General features: G+C 67.5%; 23 protein-coding genes and 2 tRNA genes. 18 read left to right on the top strand and 7 right to left on the bottom strand.

Annotated features, from left to right (window positions below; genetic code table 11):
• Positions 1-21 precede the first annotated feature (21 nt).
• The 4 genes from phnY to A9Z05_RS11835 all read left to right on the top strand — a co-directional run bounded on the left by phnY (position 22) and on the right by A9Z05_RS11835 (position 3889).
• Positions 22-1476, top strand: coding sequence for a phosphonoacetaldehyde dehydrogenase (gene phnY / locus A9Z05_RS11850; protein WP_069618248.1), 1455 nt, complete (start codon positions 22-24; stop codon positions 1474-1476).
• A gap of 180 nt (positions 1477-1656) precedes the next feature.
• The gene (locus A9Z05_RS11845) at positions 1657-2439 is read left to right on the top strand and encodes an amino acid ABC transporter substrate-binding protein (protein ID WP_069618247.1); all 783 of its coding nucleotides are present in this window, start codon (positions 1657-1659) and stop codon (positions 2437-2439) included.
• Between the two features lie 14 nt (positions 2440-2453).
• Positions 2454-3134: an amino acid ABC transporter permease gene (locus A9Z05_RS11840; RefSeq protein WP_069618246.1), complete on the top strand. Its 681-nt coding sequence runs from the start codon at positions 2454-2456 to the stop codon at positions 3132-3134.
• Positions 3131-3889 (top strand): amino acid ABC transporter ATP-binding protein, encoded by a 759-nt coding sequence (locus A9Z05_RS11835; RefSeq protein WP_069618245.1) that lies wholly within the window; start codon positions 3131-3133, stop codon positions 3887-3889. The genes A9Z05_RS11840 and A9Z05_RS11835 overlap by 4 nt, the downstream gene beginning before the upstream one ends.
• Before the next feature lie 23 nt (positions 3890-3912).
• On the opposite strand, the gene A9Z05_RS11830 is transcribed toward A9Z05_RS11835, so the two are convergent.
• On the bottom strand, positions 3913-4728 hold the full coding sequence (locus A9Z05_RS11830) for an alpha/beta fold hydrolase (RefSeq protein ID WP_069618244.1): 816 nt from the start codon (positions 4726-4728) through the stop codon (positions 3913-3915).
• Between the two features lie 81 nt (positions 4729-4809).
• Here A9Z05_RS11830 and A9Z05_RS11825 point away from each other — a divergent pair, with 81 nt between their 5' ends.
• Positions 4810-5424, top strand: coding sequence for a CGNR zinc finger domain-containing protein (locus A9Z05_RS11825; protein WP_069618243.1), 615 nt, complete (start codon positions 4810-4812; stop codon positions 5422-5424).
• A 36-nt stretch (positions 5425-5460) separates the two neighbouring features.
• Here A9Z05_RS11825 and A9Z05_RS11820 read toward each other — a convergent pair whose 3' ends face one another.
• Both A9Z05_RS11820 and A9Z05_RS11815 read right to left on the bottom strand, forming a co-directional pair.
• Positions 5461-6510, bottom strand: coding sequence for a DUF3592 domain-containing protein (locus tag A9Z05_RS11820; RefSeq protein ID WP_069618242.1), 1050 nt, complete (start codon positions 6508-6510; stop codon positions 5461-5463).
• A 191-nt stretch (positions 6511-6701) separates the two neighbouring features.
• A tRNA-Lys gene (locus tag A9Z05_RS11815) sits at positions 6702-6777 on the bottom strand.
• Between the two features lie 190 nt (positions 6778-6967).
• Here A9Z05_RS11815 and A9Z05_RS11810 point away from each other — a divergent pair.
• Together A9Z05_RS11810 and A9Z05_RS11805 are read left to right on the top strand one after the other, a co-directional pair.
• Positions 6968-7372: a PaaI family thioesterase gene (locus A9Z05_RS11810; RefSeq protein WP_069618241.1), complete on the top strand. Its 405-nt coding sequence runs from the start codon at positions 6968-6970 to the stop codon at positions 7370-7372.
• Between the two features lie 8 nt (positions 7373-7380).
• Positions 7381-8247 carry a patatin-like phospholipase family protein gene (locus tag A9Z05_RS11805; RefSeq protein ID WP_069618240.1) on the top strand — a complete coding sequence of 289 codons (867 nt, stop codon included), beginning with the start codon at positions 7381-7383 and terminating at the stop codon, positions 8245-8247.
• A gap of 36 nt (positions 8248-8283) precedes the next feature.
• On the opposite strand, the gene A9Z05_RS11800 is transcribed toward A9Z05_RS11805, so the two are convergent.
• Positions 8284-9297, bottom strand: coding sequence for a D-2-hydroxyacid dehydrogenase family protein (locus tag A9Z05_RS11800; protein WP_069618239.1), 1014 nt, complete (start codon positions 9295-9297; stop codon positions 8284-8286).
• Positions 9298-9724: 427 nt separating this feature from the next.
• Between A9Z05_RS11800 and A9Z05_RS11795 the strand changes: the two genes are divergently transcribed.
• Positions 9725-10777 (top strand): LysR family transcriptional regulator, encoded by a 1053-nt coding sequence (locus A9Z05_RS11795; RefSeq protein WP_069618238.1) that lies wholly within the window; start codon positions 9725-9727, stop codon positions 10775-10777.
• Between the two features lie 124 nt (positions 10778-10901).
• On the opposite strand, the gene A9Z05_RS11790 is transcribed toward A9Z05_RS11795, so the two are convergent.
• The 3 genes from A9Z05_RS11790 to dprA all read right to left on the bottom strand — a co-directional run bounded on the left by A9Z05_RS11790 (position 10902) and on the right by dprA (position 15422).
• Complete coding sequence (locus tag A9Z05_RS11790; protein WP_069618237.1) at positions 10902-13499, bottom strand: DNA topoisomerase III; 2598 nt, start codon at positions 13497-13499, stop codon at positions 10902-10904.
• A gap of 192 nt (positions 13500-13691) precedes the next feature.
• Positions 13692-14072, bottom strand: coding sequence for a thioredoxin family protein (locus A9Z05_RS11785; protein WP_069618236.1), 381 nt, complete (start codon positions 14070-14072; stop codon positions 13692-13694).
• 36 nt (positions 14073-14108) lie between these two features.
• Complete coding sequence (gene dprA, locus A9Z05_RS11780; RefSeq protein WP_069618235.1) at positions 14109-15422, bottom strand: DNA-processing protein DprA; 1314 nt, start codon at positions 15420-15422, stop codon at positions 14109-14111.
• Positions 15423-15607: 185 nt separating this feature from the next.
• On the opposite strand from dprA, the gene def reads away from it, so the two are divergent.
• The 10 genes from def to queC all read left to right on the top strand — a co-directional run bounded on the left by def (position 15608) and on the right by queC (position 25395).
• Positions 15608-16111 (top strand): peptide deformylase, encoded by a 504-nt coding sequence (gene def / locus A9Z05_RS11775; RefSeq protein WP_006485794.1) that lies wholly within the window; start codon positions 15608-15610, stop codon positions 16109-16111.
• 34 nt (positions 16112-16145) lie between these two features.
• Entirely contained in the window at positions 16146-17138 is a 993-nt protein-coding gene (fmt, locus tag A9Z05_RS11770) for a methionyl-tRNA formyltransferase (protein WP_069618234.1), read from the top strand.
• A gap of 120 nt (positions 17139-17258) precedes the next feature.
• Complete coding sequence (locus A9Z05_RS11765; RefSeq protein ID WP_069618233.1) at positions 17259-17900, top strand: LysE family translocator; 642 nt, start codon at positions 17259-17261, stop codon at positions 17898-17900.
• A 100-nt stretch (positions 17901-18000) separates the two neighbouring features.
• Complete coding sequence (gene htpX, locus A9Z05_RS11760) at positions 18001-18858, top strand: zinc metalloprotease HtpX (protein WP_011546484.1); 858 nt, start codon at positions 18001-18003, stop codon at positions 18856-18858.
• A 231-nt stretch (positions 18859-19089) separates the two neighbouring features.
• A complete protein-coding gene (rsmB, locus tag A9Z05_RS11755) occupies positions 19090-20481 on the top strand; it encodes a 16S rRNA (cytosine(967)-C(5))-methyltransferase RsmB (RefSeq protein ID WP_069618265.1) in 1392 nt (463 codons plus the stop codon).
• Positions 20478-21068 (top strand): DUF4390 domain-containing protein, encoded by a 591-nt coding sequence (locus tag A9Z05_RS11750; RefSeq protein ID WP_069618232.1) that lies wholly within the window; start codon positions 20478-20480, stop codon positions 21066-21068. The genes rsmB and A9Z05_RS11750 overlap by 4 nt, the downstream gene beginning before the upstream one ends.
• Positions 21058-23472 (top strand): sensor histidine kinase EsaS, encoded by a 2415-nt coding sequence (esaS, locus tag A9Z05_RS11745; protein WP_069618231.1) that lies wholly within the window; start codon positions 21058-21060, stop codon positions 23470-23472. The genes A9Z05_RS11750 and esaS overlap by 11 nt, the downstream gene beginning before the upstream one ends.
• Positions 23473-24174 carry a response regulator transcription factor EsaR gene (gene esaR / locus A9Z05_RS11740; protein ID WP_069618230.1) on the top strand — a complete coding sequence of 234 codons (702 nt, stop codon included), beginning with the start codon at positions 23473-23475 and terminating at the stop codon, positions 24172-24174. It abuts the gene before it with no gap.
• 60 nt (positions 24175-24234) lie between these two features.
• Positions 24235-24310 (top strand) — tRNA-Phe (locus tag A9Z05_RS11735).
• 350 nt (positions 24311-24660) lie between these two features.
• Positions 24661-25395 (top strand): 7-cyano-7-deazaguanine synthase QueC, encoded by a 735-nt coding sequence (queC, locus tag A9Z05_RS11730; RefSeq protein ID WP_069618229.1) that lies wholly within the window; start codon positions 24661-24663, stop codon positions 25393-25395.
• Positions 25396-25405 lie beyond the last annotated feature (10 nt).

Here is a 25405-nt window from a genome sequence, read left to right as displayed (position 1 = left end):
CGCATCCGCCAGGAGACAGTCATGAACGCCACTGCAGTATCGACGGATGTCCGCGAGCTTCGTCGCGAAGCACTGCGAATCGATGGTGAAAAGATCTACCGCGATGCGGTGATCGACGTGCGCAACCCGTACGACGGCGCGCGGGTAGGCACCGTGCCGAAGGCGACGCTCGACGACGTGCGCCGCGCATTCGCGGTCGCGCGCGCGTACCGGCCGGCGCTCACGCGTCATGAGCGCGCGGCGATCCTGCGCCGCGCGGCCGACATCGTGCGTGCGCGTACCGCGGCGATCGCGGCGTTGATCACGGCCGAGGCCGGGTTGTGCATCAAGGATTCGACGTACGAGGCCGGCCGCGTGGCCGACGTGCTGACCTTCGGCGCCGGCGAAGTGCTGAAGGACGACGGGCAGATCTTCTCGTGCGATCTGACGCCGCACGGCAAGAAGCGCCGCGTGTATACGCAGCGCGACCCGCTGCTCGGCGTGATTTCGGCGATCACGCCGTTCAATCACCCGATGAACCAGGTCGCGCACAAGATCGTGCCGTCGGTCGCGACCAACAACCGGATCGTCGTGAAGCCGTCGGAGAAGGTGCCGCTGTCGTGCTACCTGTTCGCGGACATCCTGTACGAAGCCGGCCTGCCGCCGCAGATGCTGCAGGTGATCACCGGCGACCCGAAGGAGATCGCCGACGAGCTGATCACGAACCCGGCGATCGACATGATCACGTTCACCGGCGGCGTGTCGATCGGCAAGTCGATCGCCGCGCGGATGGGCTACCGGCGCGCGGTGCTCGAACTCGGCGGCAACGATCCGATCATCGTGATGGAAGATGCCGATCTCGACGAAGCAAGCACGCTCGCGGTGTCGGGCTCGTACAGGAATTCGGGGCAGCGCTGCACGGCGATCAAGCGGATGCTCGTGCATGAGGCGGTGGCCGATCGCTTCACGGAGCTGGTCGTCGAGAAGACGCGCGCGTGGTCGTACGGCAATCCGTCCGATCCGTCGGTCGACATGGGCACGGTGATCGACGAAGCGGCCGCGAAGTTCTGCGAGCAGCAGGTGAACGACGCGATCGCGCGCGGGGCGCGGCTGCTGGCCGGCAACGTGCGCGACGGCGCGCTGTATTCGCCGACCGTCGTCGATCGCGTGACGCCCGACATGCCGCTGGTCAAGCACGAAACCTTCGGCCCGGTGTCGCCGATCATGCGCTTTCGCGACATCGACGAAGCGATCCGGATGTCGAACAGCACCGACTACGCGCTGTCGTCGTCGGTCTGCACGAACCGCTTCGACCACATCACGCGCTTCATCACCGAGCTGGAAGTCGGCAGCGTGAACGTGCGCGAGGTGCCCGGCTATCGGCTCGAACTGACGCCGTTCGGCGGCGTGAAGGATTCGGGCCTCGGGTACAAGGAAGGCGTGCAGGAAGCCATGAAGAGCTTCACGAATACGAAGACGTATTCGCTGCCGTGGTAAGCGATGTGTAAGGCGCCCGCGCCGGCATGGCGGCCGGTGCGGGCGTTATTCGATCGGCTCATATCGTTAGCCGATTTGCGTTTTTGCCGGGCCTCGACGCATCGGTAGAATTCGCGGACCTCTCGCACGGCGCAGGCGCGCAGGCGGGACGATCCTCTCCAATCATTCGGGGTCCGCACCATGAAATTCCTCCGCTCCATCCTGGTCGTCGCGCTACTGCAGGCCGTCGCGGCCACCAGTGCGCTGGCTGCCGACGACCTGTCGCAGATCAAGTCGTCCGGCGTGTTCCGCGTCGGCACCGAAGGCACCTACGCGCCGTTCACGTACCACGACGAGACCGGCAAGCTGACGGGTTTCGACGTCGATATCGCAACCGCGATCGCGCAGCGCCTCGGCGTGAAGCCGCAGTTCGTCGAAGGCAAATGGGACGGGCTGATCGCGGGCCTCGACGTGAACCGCTACGACGCGGTCGTCAACGAAGTGTCGATCACCGACGCGCGCAAGGCGAAATACGATTTCTCGACGCCGTACATCACGTCGCATGCTGTGCTGATCGTGCGCGCGGACAACACGACGATCCGCTCGTTCGACGACCTGAAGGGCAAGAAATCCGCGAACACGCTGACCAGCAATTTCGGCAAGCTCGCGGCCGCGCACGGCGCGGACGTGGTGCCCGTGCAGGGCTTCAACGAATCGATCGACCTGCTGACGTCCGGGCGCGTCGATGCGACGATCAACGATTCGCTGTCGTACCTCGATTTCCGCAAGCACAAGCCCGACGCGAAACTGAAGATCGCGGCGACCGACAAGACCGGCGCGGGCGATGCGTCCGGCGTGCTGCTGCGCAAGGGCAGCCCCGCGCTGGTGGCCGCGATCGACAAGGCGCTCGCCGACATCAAGGCGGACGGCACCTACGCGAAGATCTCGCAGAAGTACTTCGGCCGCGACGTGTCGCAGCCGTGACGCGAGACTGAACGATGCCGGCCTGGCTGCACCTGATGGTGGAATCGCTGCGTCCCCTGCTGGTCGCGGGGCTCGTGTTTACGGTTCCGCTCACGCTCGCGTCGTTCGCGATCGGCCTGTTGCTCGCGTTCGGCGCGGCGCTCGTGCGGCTGTTCGGGCCGCGCTGGGCGCAGGCCGTCGTGCGGTTCTATATCTGGCTGTTCCGCGGCTCGCCGCTGCTCGTACAGTTGTTCGTGATCTTCTACGGGTTGCCGAACGTCGGCATCGTGCTCGATCCGCTGACGGCCGCCGTGATCGGCTTCTCGCTGAACGTCGGCGCGTACAACGCCGAGGTGATCCGCGGCGTGATCGAGTCGATCCCGAAGGGGCAGTGGGAAGCCGCATACTCGATGGCGATGACGCGCGCGCAGGCGCTGCGCCGCGCGATCCTGCCGCAGGCCGCGCGCGTTGCGCTGCCCGCGCTGTCGAATTCATTCATTTCGCTCGTGAAGGACACGTCGCTCGCGGCCGTGCTGACCGTGCCCGAAATCTTCCAGGCCGCGCAACGCATCGCGGCCGTGACCTACGAGCCGCTGATCCTCTATACCGAAGCCGCGCTGATCTATCTGCTGTTCAGCTCGGTGCTGTCGTCGCTGCAACGCCGGCTGGAGCTTCGCTTCGGCCGCCACGCGCTGTTCCACGCGGAGCTGCGATGATCCGCCTCGAACGCATCGACAAGTCGTTCGGCGCGCATCGCGTGCTGAGCGGGATCGACCTCGCACTGCAGCCGGGGAGCGTGACGGCGCTGATCGGCCCATCCGGCAGCGGCAAGAGCACGCTGCTGCGCTGCGTGAACCTGCTCGAAGTGCCGGAGGCGGGTGCGCTCGTGGTCGGCGATGCGCGCATCGACTTCGTGCCTGCGTACCGGCCGTCGCGCGACGCGGTGTTCGCGGTGCGCAAGCAGACCGGCATGGTGTTCCAGAACTTCCAGTTGTTTCCGCACCTGAGCGTCGTGCAGAACGTGATGGAGGGGCTCGTGACCGTGCAGCGCTGGCCGCGCGAACAGGCGCGCCAGCGGGCGCTCGCGCTGCTCGACAAGGTCGGCATCGCGGACAAGGCCGACGCATGGCCGGCCACGTTGTCGGGCGGACAGCAGCAGCGTGTCGCGATCGCGCGGGCGCTCGCGCCGTCGCCGCAGGTGCTGCTGTGCGACGAGCCGACGTCGGCGCTCGATCCGGAGCTGTCCGTCGAAGTGGTCGAGGTGCTGCGCCAGCTGGCACGCGAAGGCACGACGATGCTGATGGCCACGCACGACCTGCGTCTGGCCGCGTCGATCGCGCACGACGCGGTGTTCCTTGCCGATGGCCGCATCGTCGAGGCCGGCGCATCGCGCGACGTATTCGGCCGGCCGCGCGACCCGCGCACCGCGAAGTTCGTCGCGACGCTCGCGCAAGGCGTGCCGGTGTTCTGACGCGATACGCGATGCGGTGATGCTCAGCCCGGTGCGTCCCCATCGAGCACGGCGGCGACGATCGCTTCCGGCGCATCCTCCTGAACCAGATGACCCGCGTTGGGGACCCGGATCAGCGTGCCGTTCGCGATGCGATCGGCCAGCGCCTGTCCTTGCTCGAGCGGAATCCACACGTCGTCCTCGCCCCACACGATGCGCACCGGAAAGTCCGGCGGCGCGTAGCGGGCCTCCGCTTCCTCGATGTAGCGCTGGCGCATCTGCGCGATCTGGCGATAGAACGCGGCTTGCCCGGCCGGCGTGAGCCACGGCTCGCGGTAGATCGACAGCACGTCGTCGCTCAACGGCCGCGCGACCGCCTGGCTGATATAGGCCGACAGGAGCGCGTGATGCGCGTACGCGGGCAAGCCGGTGAACGCGGCTTCGTGCTGCGCGACGTGACGCACGAACGGCGACCCTTGCGGCGCGATCGCGACCGGGTTCACGAGCGTGAGATCCGCATACGCGATGCCGTCGAGAAAGTGCGCGCGAAGCACGGTAGCGCCGCCGTAGTCGTGCGCGAGCACGCGCGGCCGCAACAGTTTCCATTCATTCAGCAGCGCGCCGAACAGCGCGTTCTGGCGGCCCAGCGACACGTCCGCGTCCGGCATGTCGGACTGGCCGTAGCCGAGCAGGTCGTAGAAATACACGCGATGGCGCCGCGCGAGCCACGGCGCGATCCGGCGCCATACCTGCGACGAAAACGGCGTGCCGTGCACGAGGACGAGTGGCGGGCCTTCGCCGAGCGTGCCCCATGCAATCCGGTGGCCTTCGAAGTTGAGGCGGTTCGCGAGTTCGAGCATCGGCTTCTCCGTGATAACCTGTTTCGGTTGTTAACAGGTTACGCCGGATTGTCCGGATGTGAAACCGATAGGTGAAAATAAATGGTTACTCGATCCCACCCGGCGCGACATGAGCACGAATGGAGCGCGGCCGATTTCGTCGGCGGTCATCCGGCGCTCGACTTCCTCAACACGGTGGCCGACACGGGCAAGACACGCGACGAGGAGAAGCTTGTCGACTGGCCGGCCGTGCGCGCTTGGGCAGGGAAGGCGGGATTGCTGACGCCGGACGATCTGGCGCGGTTGCTGCGTCATCCTCGGCAGGACGGCCCCGACGAGCTGGCGGCGCTGCACCGCTTTCGCGACGACGCGTACGCCGCGATCACGCACCTGACGACCGAAGGCGGCGGCAGCGCGGGCGCGCGTGCGGCGGACCGGCTCGCGGTGGCGATCCGCGAAGCGATCGGCCGCAGCGCGTTCGACGCGGTCGGCGGCCGCTTCGCGTGGCGGCCCGACGCGCGTGTCGCGTCGCGCTGGATCGACGCAGTCGCGCTCGGTTTCGAGCATCTGATGCGCAGCGACGATTTCGCGCGCGTGCGGCAGTGCGGCCGGTGTACGTGGTTCTTCGTCGACCGCGGCCGCGGCGTCGGGCGGCGCTGGTGCGACATGCGCACGTGCGGGAATCGCGCGAAGGTGGCGGCGTTCAGGGAGCGGTGACGCGCGCGTCGCGACGGTTGCCGCGCCGCGCGTGCGTCATTGAGCGGCTTCGTGCGGCCGCTGGTGGTCGGGCCATAACGTCGCGGCGATGAACAGCCCCGCTGCAAGGAACGGCGCACCGATCGCGAACAGGATGGCCGTGAGGCCCCAGCGATCCCAGAAGCGATCGACGAGCGCACGCTCGGGGGTGACGGGGTCGTACAGCACGTTGACTGCGTCGCCTTCGTGCAGGCCCGGGCGCGACGACGCCGAGCCTTGGGCGAACGTGATCAGCCGCCCGCTGTCGGTGGTGAACGCGACGACGGCCGAATACGGCGTCGTGCGCGACCGCGACGACCGCCCGTTTTTCGCGATCTCGACCACATGGCCGGTCGAACGCGCATAGTGGTGGACGATCTGCCACTGACGCAGGCCGGCCGCGCCGGCGCCGGCGAGAAAGCCCGTGCCGATCGCGATCGGAATCAGCACGACCGCCACATCCCAGCGGCGCCGAGCCGGCTTGCGTGCGGTGCGGGGCGGTGCCGGGTCCGATTGCCGGCGGCGACGCTCGCCGGCAATCAGCAGGCCGCCGATCGCGAACGCCGCGACGGCGAGCAGCGCGGGCACGGCCACCGGAAACCAGCGTTGCGTGAAATCGTCGATCAGCGCGGGGCGCTCGGGGTGGTCGGGGTCGAGCAGGACGTCGACGTTTTCGCCGATGTCGTAGGCGGGAACTGGCGATGCGGTATTGCCGGCGACTTCGCGGCGCTGGCCGTCGTTCGCGAGGTACGCGACGATCGGGCGGTACGCGCGCATCGCATCGCTGTCCTGGACGATGCGCACGACCGTGCCCGGCGCGCGGACCAGGTGGCCGGGTTCCCGGCTTGCGGTGATGGCCAGTACGCCGGCCAGCACGAACAGGACGACACCGATCATCAGTGCGACCCGCGCGCCCTTACCCGGCATGACGCGATCCGGTTCGTGCGTCGCGCGGATTCGGGTGTGCCCGGGTGAGCGGCCTATCGCGACGGACGGGCCGATATTGGCGCAACCGTGCCCTCTGAATGGTCGCGCGTCGTTCACATGCTTCCATGTCTGACGTCCCATGCTCTCTCAGTGCCGGCGGGCCAACGACGATGCTTGGCGCCGGTCGTGTGATATTTGTCGGACGATTCTAGCGGAAACGATGCGCGCCGGGCGTGCGGTCGTGTACCGCCGTGAAAGGCGCACGCCACGAATGCGGCGCGCCAGAACGGAAAAAGGCCGGTCAGCTTTCGCTGACCGGCCTTTGGAATTCCTGGTGGGGCGTGAGTGACTCGAACACTCGACCTACGGATTAAGAGTCCGCTGCTCTACCAACTGAGCTAACGCCCCCAACAGAAGAAAGATTATGCCGGTGTTTTCAGGACATGGCAAGCCCTTTCTGCAGATTTTCTTAAAATATTTCGTCAAGGCAAAGGCGGCCGTCCGCGCCGTAACGAGCGGTCGTAGTTTGCGCGCTCCCGGTATGATGACGCCACACGCGTTGCGCGGCGGTCGCGCAACGTTTTCTGGACATTCGAAGATGGACGAAAACGCAGTCCGCGAATTGCTGGATCGCCTGCTGGCCCCGTGGGTCCGCTCGCTGGGTCTGGTCCCCGTGTCGATCGGCGACGACAGCGTCACGCTGCGCCTGCCGTTTTCCGGCGAGTTCCGTCATTCGGGCGGCGTGATCTGCGGCCAGGTGTTCACGGCGGCCGCCGACACCGCGATGGTGGTCGCGATTTCGGCCGCGCTCGGCGAATTCCGGCCGATGACGACGGTGTCGCTGAACACGAACTTCATGCGTCCGGTGCGCAAGGGCGACGTGCTGGTCACCGCGCGCGTGCTGCGGATGGGCCGCAACCTCGTGTTCGGCGAAGTCGAGCTGTTCGACGAGGACGGCAAGATGGCCGTCCACGCGACGTCGACCTACGCGCTCATCGGCTGAGCGGCGCGATGTTCGACCAGATCGTCTTTGCGGGCGGCGGCAATCGCTGCTGGTGGCAGGCCGGCTTCTGGGACGTCGCGCAGCCGGCCCTCGGCCTGCGCCCGCGCGTGATCACCGGCATCTCGGCCGGCGCGGCCACCGCATGCATGCTGTATACGCGCGACGCCGCGTGGGTGATGCGCTATTACGAAGAGGCGCTGCGCCACAACCGGAAGAACGCGTACTGGGGCAACCTGTTCGGGCGCGAGCCGGTGTTTCCGCATTACCGGATCTACCGTCAGGCGCTGCTCGACATCTACGGCGAGCCGTTCGCGAAGCTCGCCGCGGCGCCGGAGATCCGCATCGGCGTGTCGCACGTGCCGCGCTGGCTCGGCGCGCGTAGCGCGGTCGCCGCCGGCCTCGTCGCATACAACATCGAAAAGTACGTGCGCAAGACGCTGCACCCGACGCTCGGGCGCACGCTCGGCTTTCGGCCGGAATTCGTGCGCGCGCAGGCCTGCACGCAGGTCGACGAACTCGCCGACCTGATCCTGCAGTCGTCCTGCACGCCGCCGTTCACGCCGGTGCTGCGGCGCGGCGGGCGGCCGGTGCTCGACGGCGGGATGGTCGACAACGTGCCGGTCGATGCGCTCGATCCGTCGCCGGGCGACGTGCTGGTGCTCGTCACGCGGCTGTATCCGCGTCCGCAGATGTTCACGGTCGCGCATGGCGAGCAGCGGCGGCTGTATGTGCAGCCGTCGAGCAAGGTCCCGATTTCGAGCTGGGATTACACGAGCCCGTCGCAGATGCGGCATGCGTACGATCTCGGGCGGCGCGACGGCGAGCATTTCCTCACGCGCGTCGGCGCGATGACGGGCGGCCGCCCGGCCGCCTGACCAAAGGGGGCCGCGCGACGTGCGCGGCCCGTGCGATCAGCGCTTGCGGATCGGCGTCAGCGCTTCCGGGTTGGCGACGCTCGACATGTCGCCGTCGTCGAACGCGAGAATGTTGCGGAATGCGGCACTGAAATACAGCTCGTAGCTTTCGCGTTCGACGTAGCCGATGTGCGGCGTGCAGATGACGTTTTCCATCCGCAGCAGGCTGTAGCCCTGCAGGATCGGTTCACTTTCGAACACGTCGATCGCGACCATCCCCGGACGGTTGTGCGACAGCGCGTTGACGAGCGCGTTTTCCTCGAGCAGCTCGGCGCGGCTCGTGTTGACGAGCAGCGACGTCGGCTTCATCCGCATCAGGTCTTCCTGCTTCACGATCCCGCGCGTGTCGTCGTGCAGGCGCAGGTGCAGTGACAGCACGTCGCTCTGCTCGAACAGCGCTTCGCGGCTCTCGGCGGCCGTGTAACCGTCGGCGCGCGCGGCTTCGAGCGAATGCTCGCGGCCCCAGACCAGCACGTTCATCCCGAACGCCTTGCCGTAACCGGCGACGAGCCGGCCGATCTTGCCGTAGCCCCAGATGCCGAGCGTCTGGCCGCGCAGCACCTGGCCGAGGCCGAAGTTCGGCGGCAGCGCCGACGTCTTCAGGCCCGACTGCTGCCACGCGCCCTGCTTCAGGTTCGCGACGTATTGCGGAATGCGGCGCTGGGCGGCCATCACGAGCGCCCAGGTCAGTTCGGCCGGCGCGACCGGCGAACCGGTGCCTTCGAGCACCGCGATGCCGCGGTCGGTACACGCGTCGAGATCGATGTGACTCGACACGCGGCCGGTCTGGCTGATCATGCGCAGGTTCGGCAGCTTGGCGAGCAATTGCGACGTAATCGGGGTCCGTTCACGAATCAGCACGAGCGCCTCGACTTCCGCCAGACGGCTGGCGAGCTGTCCCAGGCCGCGCACCGTATTGTTGAAGACCTTCACGTCGTGGCCGGCGAGCATCTCGAAGCAGTTCAGCTTGCGGACGGCGTCCTGGTAGTCGTCGAGGATGGCAATTTTCATGGTGAACGGGGTGTCGCGCGTTGAAAGCGGCAGGGGCGGCGGCGCAGCTTGCGCGGCCGTCTCGCCCGGCCGGGGCCGACATGATGCAACGTCGGCCGCCTTCATGGTGTCTTTTTAACAGGTTGTTACGCTCCGCCGCAATCGGCCCCCGCCATCCCGGGCGCTCCTCCCGCGCCGTGCGAAGGGGCGCGCTGTTGTGTCGCATCAAATACGTCTTTCCTGATTCGGCCGCTTACTCGACGAGGTTCACCCAATTGTTGCTTCAAGCAGAATAATTGGATCAAGTATCCGCAGAAGGCGAGGATTTTTGACTATTTTTATCGTCAACCGGCCCCTTGTTGAGCAACTCTGCATCATTTCCGCTGTCGTAGGAGAATTACGCATTTGCTTCATCTTTTTGAAGTTGTAACAGCGGCAGGAGTCGTTTATGGATCATTTGCAGTCGATGCGCGTGTTCGTCAAGGTTGCAGATCTCGGCAGTTTCGCGCGGGCCGCGAGCGCAATGGATATCTCCAACGCGGTCGCGACGCGCCACGTCGCCGATCTGGAGGGCCGGCTCGGCACGCGTTTGCTTAACCGCACCACGCGCAGCCTCTCCCTGACGGAGTCGGGTCAGGTCTATCTGGAGCGTGCCCGCCAGATCCTCGACGAGCTCGAGGATGTCGAACAGATGGTCGTCGCGCGCAATCACGAGCCGGTCGGCACGCTGCGCATCGTCGCGCCGGTCGTGTTCGGCCTGCACAACCTCGCCCCCGTCCTGCAGTCGTACACGGAGAATTTTCCGAAAGTGGTGCCGGATCTCACGCTGGTCGACCGGCAGGTCGATCTGGTCGAGGAAGGCTTCGACGTCGGCATCGTCGTCACGCGCCAGATGCGTAGCGCGAGCATCGTCACGCGGCGCCTGACCACCGGCTGCATGACCGTGTGCGCGACGCCCAGCTATCTGGAGAAGCACGGCGTGCCGATTCATCCGGAGCAACTCGCCGAACACCCGGCCCTGAGCCTGCCAACCGAATACTGGGGCGACGAGCGCGTGTTCACGGGGCCGGACGGCGAAGTGCGCGTGCGCCCGACCAACGTGATCGTCGCGAACAACACCGCGATGCTGCGCCAGTTCGCGTTGCTCGGGATGGGCGTCGCGATCCTGCCGAGCTACCTGATCGGCAGCGACATCGCGCGCGGCGCGCTCGTGCGGCTGCTGCCGGATTTCCGGCTGCCGCAGGTCGAGATCAACATCGCGTACCCGAGCCGGCGCCATCTGCCGGCGAAGGTGCGGACGTTCATCGACCACCTCGTCGAGCATTTCAGCCACTCGACCGACGCGACGATGGGCGAACAATGGGCCGCGCAGAGCGCGACGGTGCCGCCGATCGGCGTCGAGATGCGTGCCGAGCAGCCCCCCGAATCGACCGGTCCGAACCTGCAGCCGCGCGTGGCGCGCTCGCCGCGCCCGCGCGTGGCGGTGCCGTCGCCGCTGTAACGGGGCGGCGCCCGGTAGCATTACGGCCGGCGCAAATAAAAAACGCGGATCGATCGATCCGCGTTTTTTTATGGCTGCGTGCCGGCGCCGGGCACGCCCGAAGCGGCGCCCGGCGGTCGGGCCGTCACGAACCCGTCTTGCGCGCCGTCGTCTTGCGGGCGGCGGTCTTGCGCGCCGGCGCCGGTTTCTCTTCGGCGCCTTCGGTCACGGTTTCGGCATCCTTCGTCGCCGATTTGGCCGTCTTCTTCGCCGCGGCCGCCTTCGGTTCCTTCTTCTCGAACTCGAAGCCGATCTTGCCGTCCGGCTGCTTCACGAGGAACGCCTTGAAGTTGCGGCCGGTACGCGACGACTTGAAGCCCGGCAGCAGATCCGTGCGGCCGTCGGCCAGCAGCTTGCCCATCTGCTCGCGCGTGATTTCCTGCTGCAGGATCACCTTGCCCGAGCGGAAGTCGCAGGTCTTCGGGTTCGCGACCGAGTGCTCGCACACGTAGCTCATCCCGTGCTCGAACACGCGGCCCTTGCACTTCGGGCACGCGCCGACCGGTTCCTGCGCGGAGAAGTCGGGCGCTTCGCCTTCCTCGCCGCCCTGGTCCTGGCCGAAATCGAACTCGAGCTTGTAGTTCTTCGTCTCGTCGTCGAAGGACAGCTTGAGGATCGCCGAGAACGGGCGGCCCATCTTGCTGCGGAACCCGGACAGCGGCCCGATTTCCTTTTTCTGCAACAGCTCCTCGACTTCCGGGATCTCGAACTGCCGGCTACCCGGGATCTTCGAGATCGAGAAGTCGCACTTCGTGCACGCGAAGCGGCGGTAGTTTTCCTTCACCTGGCCGCCGCAATTCGGGCACGGCGTCTGAAGGGTCGCGTAGTCGCCGGGAATCGTGTCGGAATCGTATTCCTTCGCGCGCTTGACGATCTGCTGCGTCATGCGGGCGATTTCCTGCATGAACGCGTCTCGGCCGAGATTGCCGCGCTCCATCTGCGACAGCTTGTATTCCCATTCGCCGGTGAGCTCGGGCGCGGTGAGTTCCTTCACGCCGAGGCCGCGCAGCAGCGTCATCAGCTGGAACGCCTTCGCGGTCGGGATCAGTTCGCGGCCTTCGCGCAGCAGGTACTTCTCGCCGAGCAGGCCTTCGATGATCGCCGCACGCGTCGCCGGCGTCCCGAGGCCCTTCGCGGCCATCGCCTCGCGCAGCTCGTCGTCCTCGACCAGTTTGCCGGCGCCTTCCATCGCGGACAGCAGCGTCGCTTCCGAGTAGCGTGCGGGCGGCTTGGTCACGAGCGCGACGGCGGCGATTTCGTCCGTCTTCACCTTCTCGTCCTTCTGCACCGGCACGAGGTTCGCGTCCGCGCCTTCGGCATCGCGGCCGTACACCTGCAGCCAGCCTGGCTCGACGAGCACCTTGCCTTCGGTCTTGAAGTGATGGCCGGCGACTTCGGTGATCCGCGTGGTGACGCGGAATTCGGCTGCCGGGAAGAACACCGCGAGGAAACGCTTCACGACCAGGTCGTACAGCTTCTGCTCCGGCTCGGACAGCGATTTCGGCGCCTGCAGCGTCGGGATGATTGCAAAGTGGTCGCTGATCTTCGAGTTGTCGAAGATCCGCTTGTTCGGCTTCACCCAGCCCTTGTCGAGCACCTGCTTCGCATGCGGCAGGTAGTTGTGGCTCTCCTTGAGCATCTCGAGCGTGGACTCGACCGTCGACAGGTAGTCTTCCGGCAGCGCGCGCGCGTCGGTACGCGGGTAGGTCAGCACCTTGTGCTTTTCATACAGCGCCTGGGCGAGGCCGAGCGTGTTCTTCGCGGAGAAGCCGAAGCGGCCGTTCGCCTCGCGCTGCAGGCTCGTCAGGTCGAACAGCAGCGGCGACAGTTGCGTCGACGGCTTCGATTCCTCGGATACCGTGCCGACCTGGTCGCGGCAGGCGGCGACGATCGTTTCGGCCGCCGGCAGGCTCCACAGGCGGGAGTCGCGTTTTTCCGGATCGAACTCGTCGCGCTTGAATTTCGGGTCGTACCACTTGCCTTCGTAGAAGCCGGCCGCGCACGCGAATTCGGCTTTCACTTCCCAGTAGTCGCGCGGGACGAAGCGGCGGATTTTCTCCTCACGTTCGACGACGATCGACAACGTTGGCGTCTGAACGCGGCCGACGGTGGTCAGGAAGAAGCCGCCGCCCTTGCTGTTGAACGCGGTCATCGCGCGGGTGCCGTTGATCCCGACGAGCCAGTCGGCTTCCGAGCGGCAGCGTGCGGCGTCGGCGAGCGGCTGCATGTCCGAGTCGCTGCGCAGGTTCGCGAAACCGTCGCGGATCGCCTGCGGCGTCATCGATTGCAGCCACAGTCGTTGGACCGGCTGCTTCGCCTTCGCGTGCTGCGCGATCAGGCGGAAAATCAGCTCGCCTTCGCGCCCCGCGTCACATGCGTTGATCAGGCGGTCGACATCCTTGCGCTTCATCAGCTTCGTGAGCACCTTGAGGCGCGACTCGCTTTTTGCGATCGGGTTCAGGTCAAAATGCGGGGGGATGACGGGCAGATGCGCGAAGCTCCATTTCCCGCGCTTGACCTCGTATTCCTCCGGGGCGGCGATTTCCAGCAGGTGGCCGACAGCGGACGAAAGGACGAAATCGTCGCTCTCGTAATACTCGTCATGCTTGGTAAAGCCGCCCAAAGCGCGTGCGATGTCGTTCGCGACAGAAGGCTTTTCCGCAATGATCAGTGCTTTGGACATGACAGGTGTGTGTTGGTAGACCGGGTTCGCCGGTGTGGGTCCCTTTTACGACCGCTTTATAGCACACGCCGCAGCGACGGCGGCTCAGCGTGTAAAAAGCGGCTCATCATAGTGGGGGGCCGCAACGGCGGCAAGCGCCGGGCGCGGCGGGGCGCGCAAACCTGCGCCAAACCGCCGCGCCGGCCCGCGAATTCAGGCTTCGACGTTCAGGACGTCGCGCAATTTCGGTGCGTGCGGCGCACCGGGCACCGCGCTCAGGTCGGACAGCATGCGCTCGACGATCGCCGCGTGCGGCAGCACCGTGCCGAAGAAGCGTGCGGTGTGGGCATCCTCGATCAGGATGGTCGGGAAGTTCTCGACGTCGAGATCGTCGAGCCGGTCGGCATGGGTTTCGATGTCGATCCACGCGAAGCAGGCGTCCGGATGCGCGTCGGCGAGCCGGTCGAACGCGGTCCGGTAGTCGCGGCACGTGCCGCACCAGTCGGCGCACAGGCACGCGACCAGCAACGTGCCGGGATCGGCGAGGCGCTCGGCGATCCGATCTGCGTCGGTGTCGAGATTCAGCGCGGGCATGGCATTCCTTGAGTAGCGTCGGCGGCCGGGCCGCCCCTATGCCGGGGAATGTAGCACGCCCCGCGCGGACGGGGTGGGCGCCGCGTCAAGCCGCGCGAAGCGTCCGCCGGGGACGCTCGCGACGCGGCCGGCGAGTTCCAGCGCGAGCAGCGCGCCATGCAGCACGTCGTCGGACAGGCCGCTGTGCTCGGCGAGCCATTCGTACGTCACGGGGCCGTATCCCAGCGCCGCGAGCACCGCCTGTTCCGACGAGTTGCCCGGTGGCGGGGCGTCGATGCGGGGCGGTGCGGCGGGCGCGACAGGGCGATCCGGTTGCGCGACGCCGTTAGCTTCGGGCTGGCGAATGTCACCCACGTTCGGGCCAGGGTTGCCGGCCCGCGCCGCGCCGCTCATCGTGCGCGCGGCCGGCTCGCCCAGCCCGTATTCCTCGAGCACGTCGAGCGGCGCCGCGGTGAGCTTCGCGCCGTCGCGGATCAGCGCGTGGCAGCCCTGCGCGAGCGGGGCGTGGATCGAACCGGGCATCGCGAACACATCGCGCCCCAGTTCGTTCGCGAGCCGCGCGGTGATCAACGAGCCCGAGCGCGGGGCGGCCTCGACGACGAGCACGCCGATCGCGAGCGCGGCGATCAGCCGGTTGCGCTGGGGGAAATGCGCGGCGCGGGCCGGCGTGCCGAGCGGCCATTCCGACACGATCGCGCCGTGCGCGGCGATCTCGTGGGCGAGCGCGCGGTGCCGCGCCGGATAGACGAGATCGGCGCCCGTCGCGATCACCGCGACGGTGCCCGAGCGGCCATCGAGTCCGCCACGATGCGCGGCGCCGTCGATTCCGAGCGCGAGGCCCGAGACGATCGTGAGACCCGCGTCGGACAACGCGTGCGCGAAATGCGTGGCGTCGGCGAGCCCCTGCGGCGTCGCATGGCGGCTGCCGACCACGGCGAGGCCGCCTGCGTGCAGCAGGTCGAGCCGCCCCTTTACATATAGCAGCGGAGGCGGATCGTGCAGGTCGCGCAGCCGCGGCGGGTAGGCCGGGTCGCTCAGCGTGACGAGCACGTTGCCCGGCCCGTCGAGCCACGCGAGCGCGGCGCTCGTGCGCGTATCGAGATCGTCGCGCTCGCTCGCGCGCACGGCCTGCGCGGCGGCGGGGCTGCTCACGGCGGCGATCGCGTCGCCGGGCGCGCACAGCAATGCCGCCGGGGAGCCGAATGCCGCGAGCAGCGCCTGCAGCACGGCGGCCGAGAGGCCGGGCGCATGCGCGAGCTGCAGCCATGCGCGCAGCGCGGCGGGCGTCAGCGCTTGCGGGGACATGAGGCTGCCCTCGAATGCGGCGTCCAGCGGAGCGCGTGGCGCCATGATAAAATTTTCATCATCCGAAATACTCGACAGGGCCGTGCGCACAGGCGCCCGGCCGATTGCAGGAGGCGCGATGCGCGGCATTGATATGCCACGCATCCGCCTCATCTTCATTGCATCCCGGCGGCGGCGCCAGCCGGCCGGATGGCCGATGCGGCGCGCCGCTCCACCGAATACCGAACACCATGGCTTTGCTCAATATTCTTCATTACCCCGACAAGCGGCTGCACAAGGTCGCGAAGCCCGTCGACAAGGTCGACGACCGGATCCGCAAGCTCGTCGCCGACATGGCCGAGACCATGTACGCGGCGCCCGGCATCGGCCTGGCGGCCACGCAGGTCGACGTGCACGAGCGCGTGATCGTGATCGACGTCTCCGAGGAAAAGAACGAGCTGCGCGCGTTCATCAATCCGGAAATCGTGTGGTCGAGCGACGCAAAGCAGACCTATGAAGAAGGCTGCCTGTCGGTGCCCGGCATCTACGACGAAGTCGAGCGCCCCGACCACGTGCGCGTGCGTGCGCTCAACGAGCAGGGCGAGACGTTCGAGCTCGACTGCGAAGGGTTGCTCGCGGTGTGCGTCCAGCACGAGATGGATCACCTGATGGGCCGCGTGTTCGTCGAATACCTGTCGCCGCTCAAACAGACGCGTATCAAGACGAAGATGAAGAAACTCGAACGCGCGATGTGATGCGCGTGCGCCCAGCCCGACTCCGAACGCTGTCATGACCCATACGTTGCGCGTGATTTTTGCCGGCACGCCGGAATTCGCCGCGGCCGCTCTTGCCGCGATCCATGAGGCCGGTTTTCCGGTGCCGCTCGTGCTCACCCAGCCCGATCGCCCGGCCGGGCGCGGGATGAAACTCCAGGCAAGCGCCGTGAAACGCTACGCCGTCGAGCACGGGATGACCGTCGCGCAGCCGCCGTCGCTGCGCCGCGCGGGCAAGTACCCGGCGGAGGCGGCCGACGCGATCGAACTGCTGCGCGCGACGCCGCACGACGTGATGGTGGTGGCCGCGTACGGCCTGCTGCTGCCGCAGGAAGTGCTCGACATTCCGCGCGCCGGCTGCATCAACATTCACGCGTCGCTGCTGCCGCGCTGGCGGGGCGCCGCACCGATCCATCGTGCGATCGAAGCCGGCGACGCCGAGACGGGCGTCACGCTGATGCAGATGGACGTCGGTCTCGACACCGGCGCGATGATCGAGGAGGCGCGCATCGCGATCGCGCCCGACGATACGACCGCGACGCTGCACGACCGCCTCGCGGCCGACGGCGCGCGGCTGATCGTCGACGCGCTGGTGCGGCTCGAGCGCGACGGCACGCTGCCGGCGACGCCGCAGCCGGCTGACGGCGTGACCTACGCGGAAAAGATCGGCAAGCACGAAGCGGCGCTCGACTGGCGCAAGCCTGCCGACGTGCTCGCGCGCCAGGTGCGTGCGTTCGATCCGTTCCCGGGCGGCGTCGCGACGCTCGACGGCGCGGCCATCAAGCTCTGGGCCGCGGAGCCCGTGGCGGCGCGCGGCACGAATGCCGACGCAGCCCCCGGCACGATCGTCGAAGCCGCGCCGGAAGGCGTCGTGGTCGCATGCGGCAGCGGCGCGCTGCGCGTGACCCAGTTGCAGAAACCGGGCGGCAAGCGGCTGCCCGCGCGGGAATTCCTCGCCGGTTCGCCGCTCGCCGCCGGCCAGCGTTTCGCGCTGCCGGACGCTGACTGACACGGCCCGAGCGGCATTCGACCCGGTCTGCCGGCCCGGCGCAACCGGCCGGACGGCCGAGTCGCGCGGGGCCCCAGCCGCGCGTAGAATTTCCCTGCGCTCTCCGGTTTCGAGGTTTTCATGTTCGGCATCACCCATTTCGGCTTCTTCGTGTTCGCGGTTTTCCTGCTGAACATCACGCCCGGTCCCGATACGGCCTACATCGTCGGCCGCAGCGTCGCGCAGGGGCGCGGTGCCGGGCTGATGTCGGCGTTCGGCATTTCGGCCGGCTGCTGCGTCCACGCGCTCGCCTGCGCGTTCGGCCTGACCGCGCTGCTGGCGGCGTCGGCAACCGCGTTCACGGTGATCAAACTGGTTGGCGCCGCGTACCTGATCTATCTCGGCGTGCGGATGATCATCGCGAAGCAGGCCGCCGCGCCGTCGGGCGCCGAAGCCGCGCAGGCCGCGGCCGCCAAGCCGCTGCGCCAGCTGTTCATGCAGGGTTTCTGGACCAACGTGCTGAATCCGAAGGTCGTGCTGTTCTTCGTATCGTTCTTTCCGCAATTCGTGTCGGCCGACAGCCCGCACAAGGCTTGGGCGTTCCTGACCCTCGGCGCGGTGTTCGTCGCGATGAGCACGGTGTGGACGAGCCTGGTCGCGTGGGTGGCGGGCAGCGTCACGCAGCGCTTTTCCGGCAAGCCGGGCGTCAAGAAGTGGCTCGACCGTACCGTGGGCAGCGCTTTTGTCGGCCTCGGCCTTCGTCTTGCAGCTTCGCAACGCTGAGATTGAATTTTTCCGGCGAGACCTTATCTAACAAATCGCTTACAATTTTCCGCCGTGCGCTGCGATGCGCGGCGGGTCCCCTGACGGATAAGGAGTGGGTATGTTCAATTGGGTCAAAACGGCGATGCTGATGGCCGCGATCACGGCCCTGTTCATCGTGATCGGCGGGATGATCGGCGGCTCGCGCGGCATGACGATCGCGCTGCTGTTCGCGCTCGGCATGAATTTCTTCTCGTACTGGTTCTCGGACAAGATGGTGCTGCGCATGTACAACGCGCAGGAAGTCGACGAGAACACGGCGCCGCAGTTCTACCGGATGGTGCGCGAGCTCGCCACGCGCGCGAACCTGCCGATGCCGCGCGTCTACCTGATCAACGAGGACGCACCGAACGCGTTCGCGACGGGCCGCAACCCCGAGCACGCGGCGGTCGCCGCGACGACGGGCATCCTGCGCGTGCTGTCGGAGCGCGAGATGCGCGGCGTGATGGCGCACGAGCTTGCGCACGTGAAGCACCGCGACATCCTGATCTCGACGATCACCGCGACGATGGCGGGCGCGATCTCGGCGCTCGCGAACTTCGCGATGTTCTTTGGCGGGCGCGACGAGAACGGCCGGCCGGCCAACCCGATCGCGGGGATCGCGGTCGCGCTGCTCGCGCCGATCGCCGGCGCGTTGATCCAGATGGCGATTTCGCGGGCCCGCGAGTTCGAGGCGGACCGCGGCGGCGCGCAGATTTCCGGCGATCCGCAGTCGCTCGCCACCGCGCTCGACAAGATCCATCGCTATGCGGCGGGCATCCCGTTCCAGGCGGCCGAGGCGCACCCGGCCACCGCCCAGATGATGATCATGAACCCGCTGCACGGCGGCGGCCTGCAGAACCTGTTCTCGACGCACCCGGCCACCGAGGAGCGCATCGCGCGCCTGATGGAGATGGCGCGCACCGGCCGCTTCGAGTGACCGTCGGCGACCCGTGCGGCCGTTGCCGCGCGGCGTTGCTCGCCACCCCGCATGCTTCGCGCTGCGGGGTGTTTCATTTGTGCGCGCCGTAAAGGGGCCAAAGGCGCGGCATGGCTGCACGCTACAATGCGCGGTTTGGGATCGCCGGGCCATCTGGCGGTTGCGATCCCGCCGTTTGCCGCATTTCTTTGCCGCACCCGATTGCCGCGCCTGTTTGCCGATTCCGCACCGATGACACGACCCCGTTCTTCCGCTCCGACCTCCTCCGGCCGCCCGGCGCGCCTGGCTGCGCTGCACCTGGCGCCCGATTCGCTCGGCTTCGCGCTCGACGCGGCCGCGCAGGCGGTCGATGCGGTGCGACGCGGCACCGCGTTGCCGGCGGCGCTGTCGGCGGTATTCGCGCAGATGCCGTCCGGTGCGCAGGCACTCGCGCGCGGCGCGACGCAGGACGTCGCCTACCGGACGATGCGCCGCCTGGGCAGCGCGGACTGGCTGATCGGCAAGTTCGTCAGCAAGGCGCCGCCCGCGCACGTGCACGCGGTGCTCGCCGGCGCGTTCGCGCTGCTGCTCGACCCGGCGGACGAGGCCGCGTACCCGGCGTTCACGGTGGTCGACCAGGCCGTCACCGTCATCGGTGCGCGGCGCGAATTCGCGTTCGCGAAGGGAATGGTCAATGCGGTGCTGCGTCGTTTCCTGCGCGAGCGCGACGCGCTCGTCGCCGCGATGCAGGACGACCCGGTCGCGCGCTGGAATTACCGCGAATGGTGGGTCGATGCGGTGAAGCGCGCATGGCCCGGCGCGTGGCAGGCGATTCTCGCGGCGGGCGAGCGTCAGGGTCCGCTGACGCTGCGCGTGAACGCGCGCCGCGCGAGCGTCGACGCGTATCTCGACACGCTGCGTGCGAACGGGATCGACGCGACCGCGATCGGCCGGCATGCGGTGCGGCTCGCGTCGGCGCTGCCGGTCGAACGCATTCCGGGATTCGCCGACGGCGTGGTGTCGGTGCAGGACGCGGGCGCGCAGCTCGCGGCCGAGTGGCTCGGCGCGCGCGACGGCATGCGCGTGCTCGATGCATGCGCGGCGCCCGGCGGCAAGACGGGCCATATTCTCGAACTCGCCGATGCGGACGTCGTGGCGCTCGAAAGCGACCCGACGCGCGCTGCGCGGATCGGCGAGAATCTCGTGCGCCTGTCGCTCGCCGCGAACGTGTGCGTCGGCGACGCGGGCGCACCTGACGCGTGGTACGACGGACGTCCGTTCGATCGCATCCTGGCCGACGTGCCGTGCTCGGCGTCCGGCATCGTGCGGCGGCACCCCGACATCCGCTGGCTGCGCCGCGAGGCCGACATCCCGGCGCTGGTCGCGGAGCAGCGTCGCATCCTGTCGGCGCTGTGGCCGCTCGTGAAGCCGGGCGGCGAACTGCTTTACGTGACCTGCTCGATCTTCCCCGAGGAAGGCGAATTGCAGGCCCGCTGGTTTGAAGCGGCCTGTGAAGATGCGGTACGATTGGACGCCCCCGGCCAACTGCTGCCGGGCGGCGTGCAGGGACGGGCGGCCGCCGGCGCACTCGACCAGAACACCGATCACGACGGATTTTTCTACGCGCGGTTTCAGAAACGGTGACGATCAAACACCTTTTTCCCCTTCGGCTCGCGGCCGTCTTGCTGGTCGCGTTGACGCTGTGTCTGGCCGTCGTCCGGCCGGCGCATGCCGAATCGATCGCCGTGCAGCGCGCGTCGCTCCAGTCCGACGGAAGCGGCTGGAGTCTCGACGCACGGTTCGACTTCGAGCTGAATCCGAACCTCGAGGATGCCGTCAACAAGGGCATCCCGCTTTACTTCACGACCGACTTCGAGCTGAGCCGCGCGCGCTGGTACTGGTTCGACGAGCAGCCGGTGGCGGTCACGCAGACGATCCGCCTGTCGTTCCAGCCGCTCACGCGCGAATACCGCGTGTCGACGGGCGGCCTGCAGCTCGGCTTCCCGTCGCTGAAGGATGCGCTCGCGGTGGTCCGGCACATCACGTCGTGGCATGTGATCGACCGCAACCAGGTGCGCGCGGGCGAAACCTACACGGCGTCGGTGCGGATGCAGCTCGATACGGCGCTGATGCCGAAGCCGTTCCAGGTCGATGCCGTGAACAACCGCGACTGGACGCTCGGGTCGGACTGGAAGCGCTTCAACTTCACGGTGACCGAACGTGCTAAATAAAGTGCGCCGCGCGGCCAGCGGGAAGAGTCTCCTCATCCGCGTGATCGTCTCGACGGTCGCGCTGACCGCGCTGCTGCTGCTCGTGCTGCTCGCGGCCGCGAGCGCGAACACCGAATTCTTCGACCGCTACTACTCGTGGCTGTACGCGACGAACATCGTCGTCGCGCTCGTGTTCCTGCTCGTGGTGCTCGGGCTGATCGGGATGATCGTCGTGCGCCTGAGGAAGGGCAAGTTCGGCACGCGGCTGCTCGCGAAGCTCGCGGTGTTCTTCGCGCTCGTCGGCGTGGTGCCGGGCGGGATCATCTACATCGTGTCGTACCAGTTCGTGTCGCGCAGTATCGAATCGTGGTTCGACGTGAACGTCGAGACCGCGCTGACGGCCGGCCTGAACCTCGGCCGCGGGATGCTCGATGCGTCGCTGTCCGATCTGCAGACGAAGGCGCGGCTGATGTCCGACCAGCTCGCGAGCGTCGATGCGAACACGAACGGCACGACGCTCACGCTGCTGCGGCTGCGCGACCAGTTCGGGGTGCAGGACGCGACGATCGTCGAGCCGAGCCGCGGCGGCTCCGGCGCGGCGCCCGACCTGCACATCGTCGCGCAGGCATCGGGCAATTTCGCGGCGCTGATTCCGGACGATCTGCCGACGCCGCTGATGCTGAGCCAGGCGCGCGAACACGGCGCGTATGCGGCGATCGAGGGCGAGGTCGACGGCGACCCGCGTGCGCACGGCGCGAAGGGCGCGCTGCGGCTGCGCGTCGTGCGGCCGATTCCCGACGCGACGACGTCGCTGCTGCAGCCGGCGGAGCGGTTCCTGCAGCTCACGCAGCCGGTGCCGTCCGGGCTCGCGCACAACGCGGACGCCGTGCAGCGCGCGTACCGCGAGTACCAGGAAAAGTCGCTCGGCCGCACGGGCCTGCGCAAGATGTACATCGGCACGCTGACGCTCGCGCTGTTCCTCGCGACTTTCATCGCGATGATGCTCGCGCTCGCGCTCGGCCAGCAGCTCGCGCGGCCGCTGTTCCTGCTCGCGCAGGGCACGAAGGAGATCACGGAAGGCGACTACACGCCGAAGCGCGAGATCAAGACGCGCGACGAGCTCGGCTTCCTCACGCAGTCGTTCAACGCGATGACGCGCCAGTTGTCGGAGGCGCGGCTCGCGGTCGAGAAGAACCGCATCGCGCTCGAGCATTCGAAGACGTATCTCGAGAGCATCCTCGCGAACCTGACGGCCGGCGTGTTCGTGCTCGACCGCCAGTTCCGGCTGACGACGGCCAATCGCGGCGCCGAGCGGATCTTCCGGCAGCCGTTCAACTCGCTGATCGGCACGACGCTCGACCGGATCGGCGTGGCCGCCGGGTTCGGCGCGATGGTGCGCAAGGCGTTCGCCGATCGCGAGGCGGCGTCCGACGGCGGCAGCGGCGATCGCGGCCACTGGCAGCAGCAGTTCGCGATCGAGGTGCCGGGCGAAACCGATCCGCTGACGCTGCTCGTGCGCGGCACGCGGCTCGTGTCGACGGTCGAGGGCCAGGCCGACGATCCGCAGACGTCCGGCTACGTCGTCGTGTTCGACGACATCTCCGACGTGATTTCCGCGCAGCGTTCGGTCGCGTGGGGCGAGGTCGCGCGGCGGCTCGCGCACGAGATCAAGAATCCGCTGACGCCGATCCAGCTGTCGGCCGAGCGGCTGCAGATGAAGCTGTCGGACAAGCTTTCACCGCCCGACGCGGACGTGCTCAAGCGCGGCGCGACGATGATCGTGAACCAGGTCGCCGCGATGAAGCGGATGGTCGACGATTTCCGCGAATACGCGCGCACGCCGCCGGCGGTGCTCGCGAACCTGCAGTTGAACGAACTGGCGAGCGAGGTGCTCGGGCTGTACGGCGTCGGCGAAGGCAAGAACCCGATCGTCGCCGAACTCGCGCCGTCGCTGCCGGTGATTCGCGGTGACGCGACGCAATTGCGCCAGGTGATTCACAACCTGCTGCAGAATGCGCAGGATTCGGTTGCGGAGTCCGCGCATCCGCGTGTGTTGATCGAAACCAAGACAGTAGAATATGGCGACCCAGACGCCGAGGGCAAAACGCGCGTCGCGGTACGTCTGACCGTGTCCGATAACGGGCCCGGTTTTCCGGCACGCATCCTGACCCGCGCGTTCGAGCCTTACGTGACGACGAAGGCGAAGGGCACGGGGCTCGGGCTGGCCACGGTCAAGAAAATCGTTGACGAGCACGGCGCGCGGATCGATCTGCGCAATCGCATGCACGGCGAGACCGTCGAGGGTGCGCAGGTGTCGATCCTGTTCCTGCAGATGGCGAGCGATACGCCAGGCGCCGAACCCGGTGCGCAGGACGGGGCGACTCCCGCCAAGACAAAAGCAAGTGAGCAGACAAAGGCAGCGTAAATGGCAACCATCCTGGTGGTAGATGATGAAATGGGCATCCGGGAATTGCTCTCGGAGATCCTCAGCGATGAAGGACATGTCGTCGAGGCGGCGGAGAACGCGCAGGCCGCGCGGGAATACCGGCTGAATCAGGCGCCCGATCTCGTGCTGCTCGATATCTGGATGCCCGATACCGACGGCGTCACGCTGCTCAAGGAATGGGCGGCGCAGGGGCTGCTGACGATGCCCGTGATCATGATGTCCGGGCACGCGACGATCGATACCGCCGTCGAGGCGACGAAGATCGGTGCGCTCGATTTCCTCGAGAAACCGATCGCGCTGCAGAAGCTGCTGAAGTCGGTCGAGCACGGTCTTGCGCGCGGCGCCGCGCCGGTGTCCGCGAACACGGCGGCGAAGGCGGGCGGCGGGCAGGCCGCGGGGCCGGCGGCGGTCGCGTCCGCGGCGGCGCTGCCGACGCTCGGCGACGACATGGCGTCGGCGCTCGGCCTCGCGGGCCAGACGGCCGCGATTCCGTTCGACATCCCGTTGCGCGAGGCGCGCGATGCGTTCGAGCGCGCGTACTTCGAATATCACCTCGCGCGCGAGAACGGCAGCATGACGCGCGTCGCGGAGAAGACGGGCCTCGAGCGCACGCACCTGTATCGCAAGCTCAAGCAGCTCGGCGTCGAGCTCGGCAAGAAGCCGTCCGAAGGCGCGCTGTAAAATATTTCGCGAAAGCACTTGCTCGGGGGCGAATAGCTCGATATACTTTCATTCTTCGTTGGCCCGGTAGCTCAGTTGGTAGAGCAGCGGATTGAAAATCCGCGTGTCGATGGTTCGATTCCGTCCCAGGCCACCAGCATTTAAAACCCCAAGAATCGGAAGGTTCTTGGGGTTTTTCGTTTGTGGTGGATATCGCGCGTCGTGATCGGCGGGCCCGGCAGCATTCGCCGGGGCATGATAAAATCCGTGCCCGCTCAATGACTTAGCGCATCGCTTCATGCGCATGGCAGGCTGCCCGCGGCGCGCCTGCCGTGGCGCGCGGCAACGATGCCGCGCGATGAGCGGTATAAGCGCGCCGCCGCATTCGCGGCCCACCGCGCTGCCTATACTGGTCGGGCCGGCGCAGGCCGGCCGCGTCGGCCGCCCGGCGGCAGCCGGCCTCGGGGCGCAGTGCGACGCGAGCCTACACATTCACGGAGTATCACGGTGATTCGGACAGACGCTAAAGACGGCGCGCTCGTGTTGTTTTCCGGCGGGCAGGACTCCGCCACGTGCGTGGCATGGGCCCTCGAACGCTACCAGACGGTCGAGACGCTCGGCTTCGACTACGGCCAGCGTCATCGCGTCGAACTCGAGTGCCGCGAAGGCGTGCGCGAAGCGCTGAAGCACAAGTTTCCGGCGTGGTCGGACCGGCTCGGCGACGATCACATGATCGACCTGTCGGTGCTCGGCGCGATCAGCGATACCGCGATGACGCGTACGATCGAGATCGAAACGACGGCGAACGGCCTGCCGAACACGTTCGTGCCGGGCCGCAACCTGATGTTCATGACGATCGCCGCGGCGATCGCCTATCGCCGCGGGCTGCGCGTGCTGGTCGGCGGGATGTGCGAAACCGATTTCTCCGGCTATCCGGACTGCCGCGACGACACGATGAAGGCGCTGCAGGTCGCGCTGAATCTCGGGATGGATACGCGCATGGTGCTGGAGACGCCGCTGATGTGGCTCGACAAGGCGCAGACCTGGCAGCTTGCCGAACAGCTCGGCGGCGACGCGCTTGTCGAACTGATCCGCGTCGAGACGCACACGTGCTACGTGGGCGAGCGCGCGGAGCTGCACGACTGGGGTTTCGGCTGCGGCGAATGCCCGGCCTGCAAGCTGCGCAAGCGCGGCTACGAGGCCTACCTGAAGGGCGAGCGGGTGACCGAAGCGCCGCTGTGACGCGGCTCGC

This window comes from Burkholderia sp. A2 (assembly GCF_001729305.1).
GTDB lineage: Bacteria > Pseudomonadota > Gammaproteobacteria > Burkholderiales > Burkholderiaceae > Burkholderia > Burkholderia sola.
This window is presented reverse-complemented; position numbering and strand designations above follow the sequence as displayed.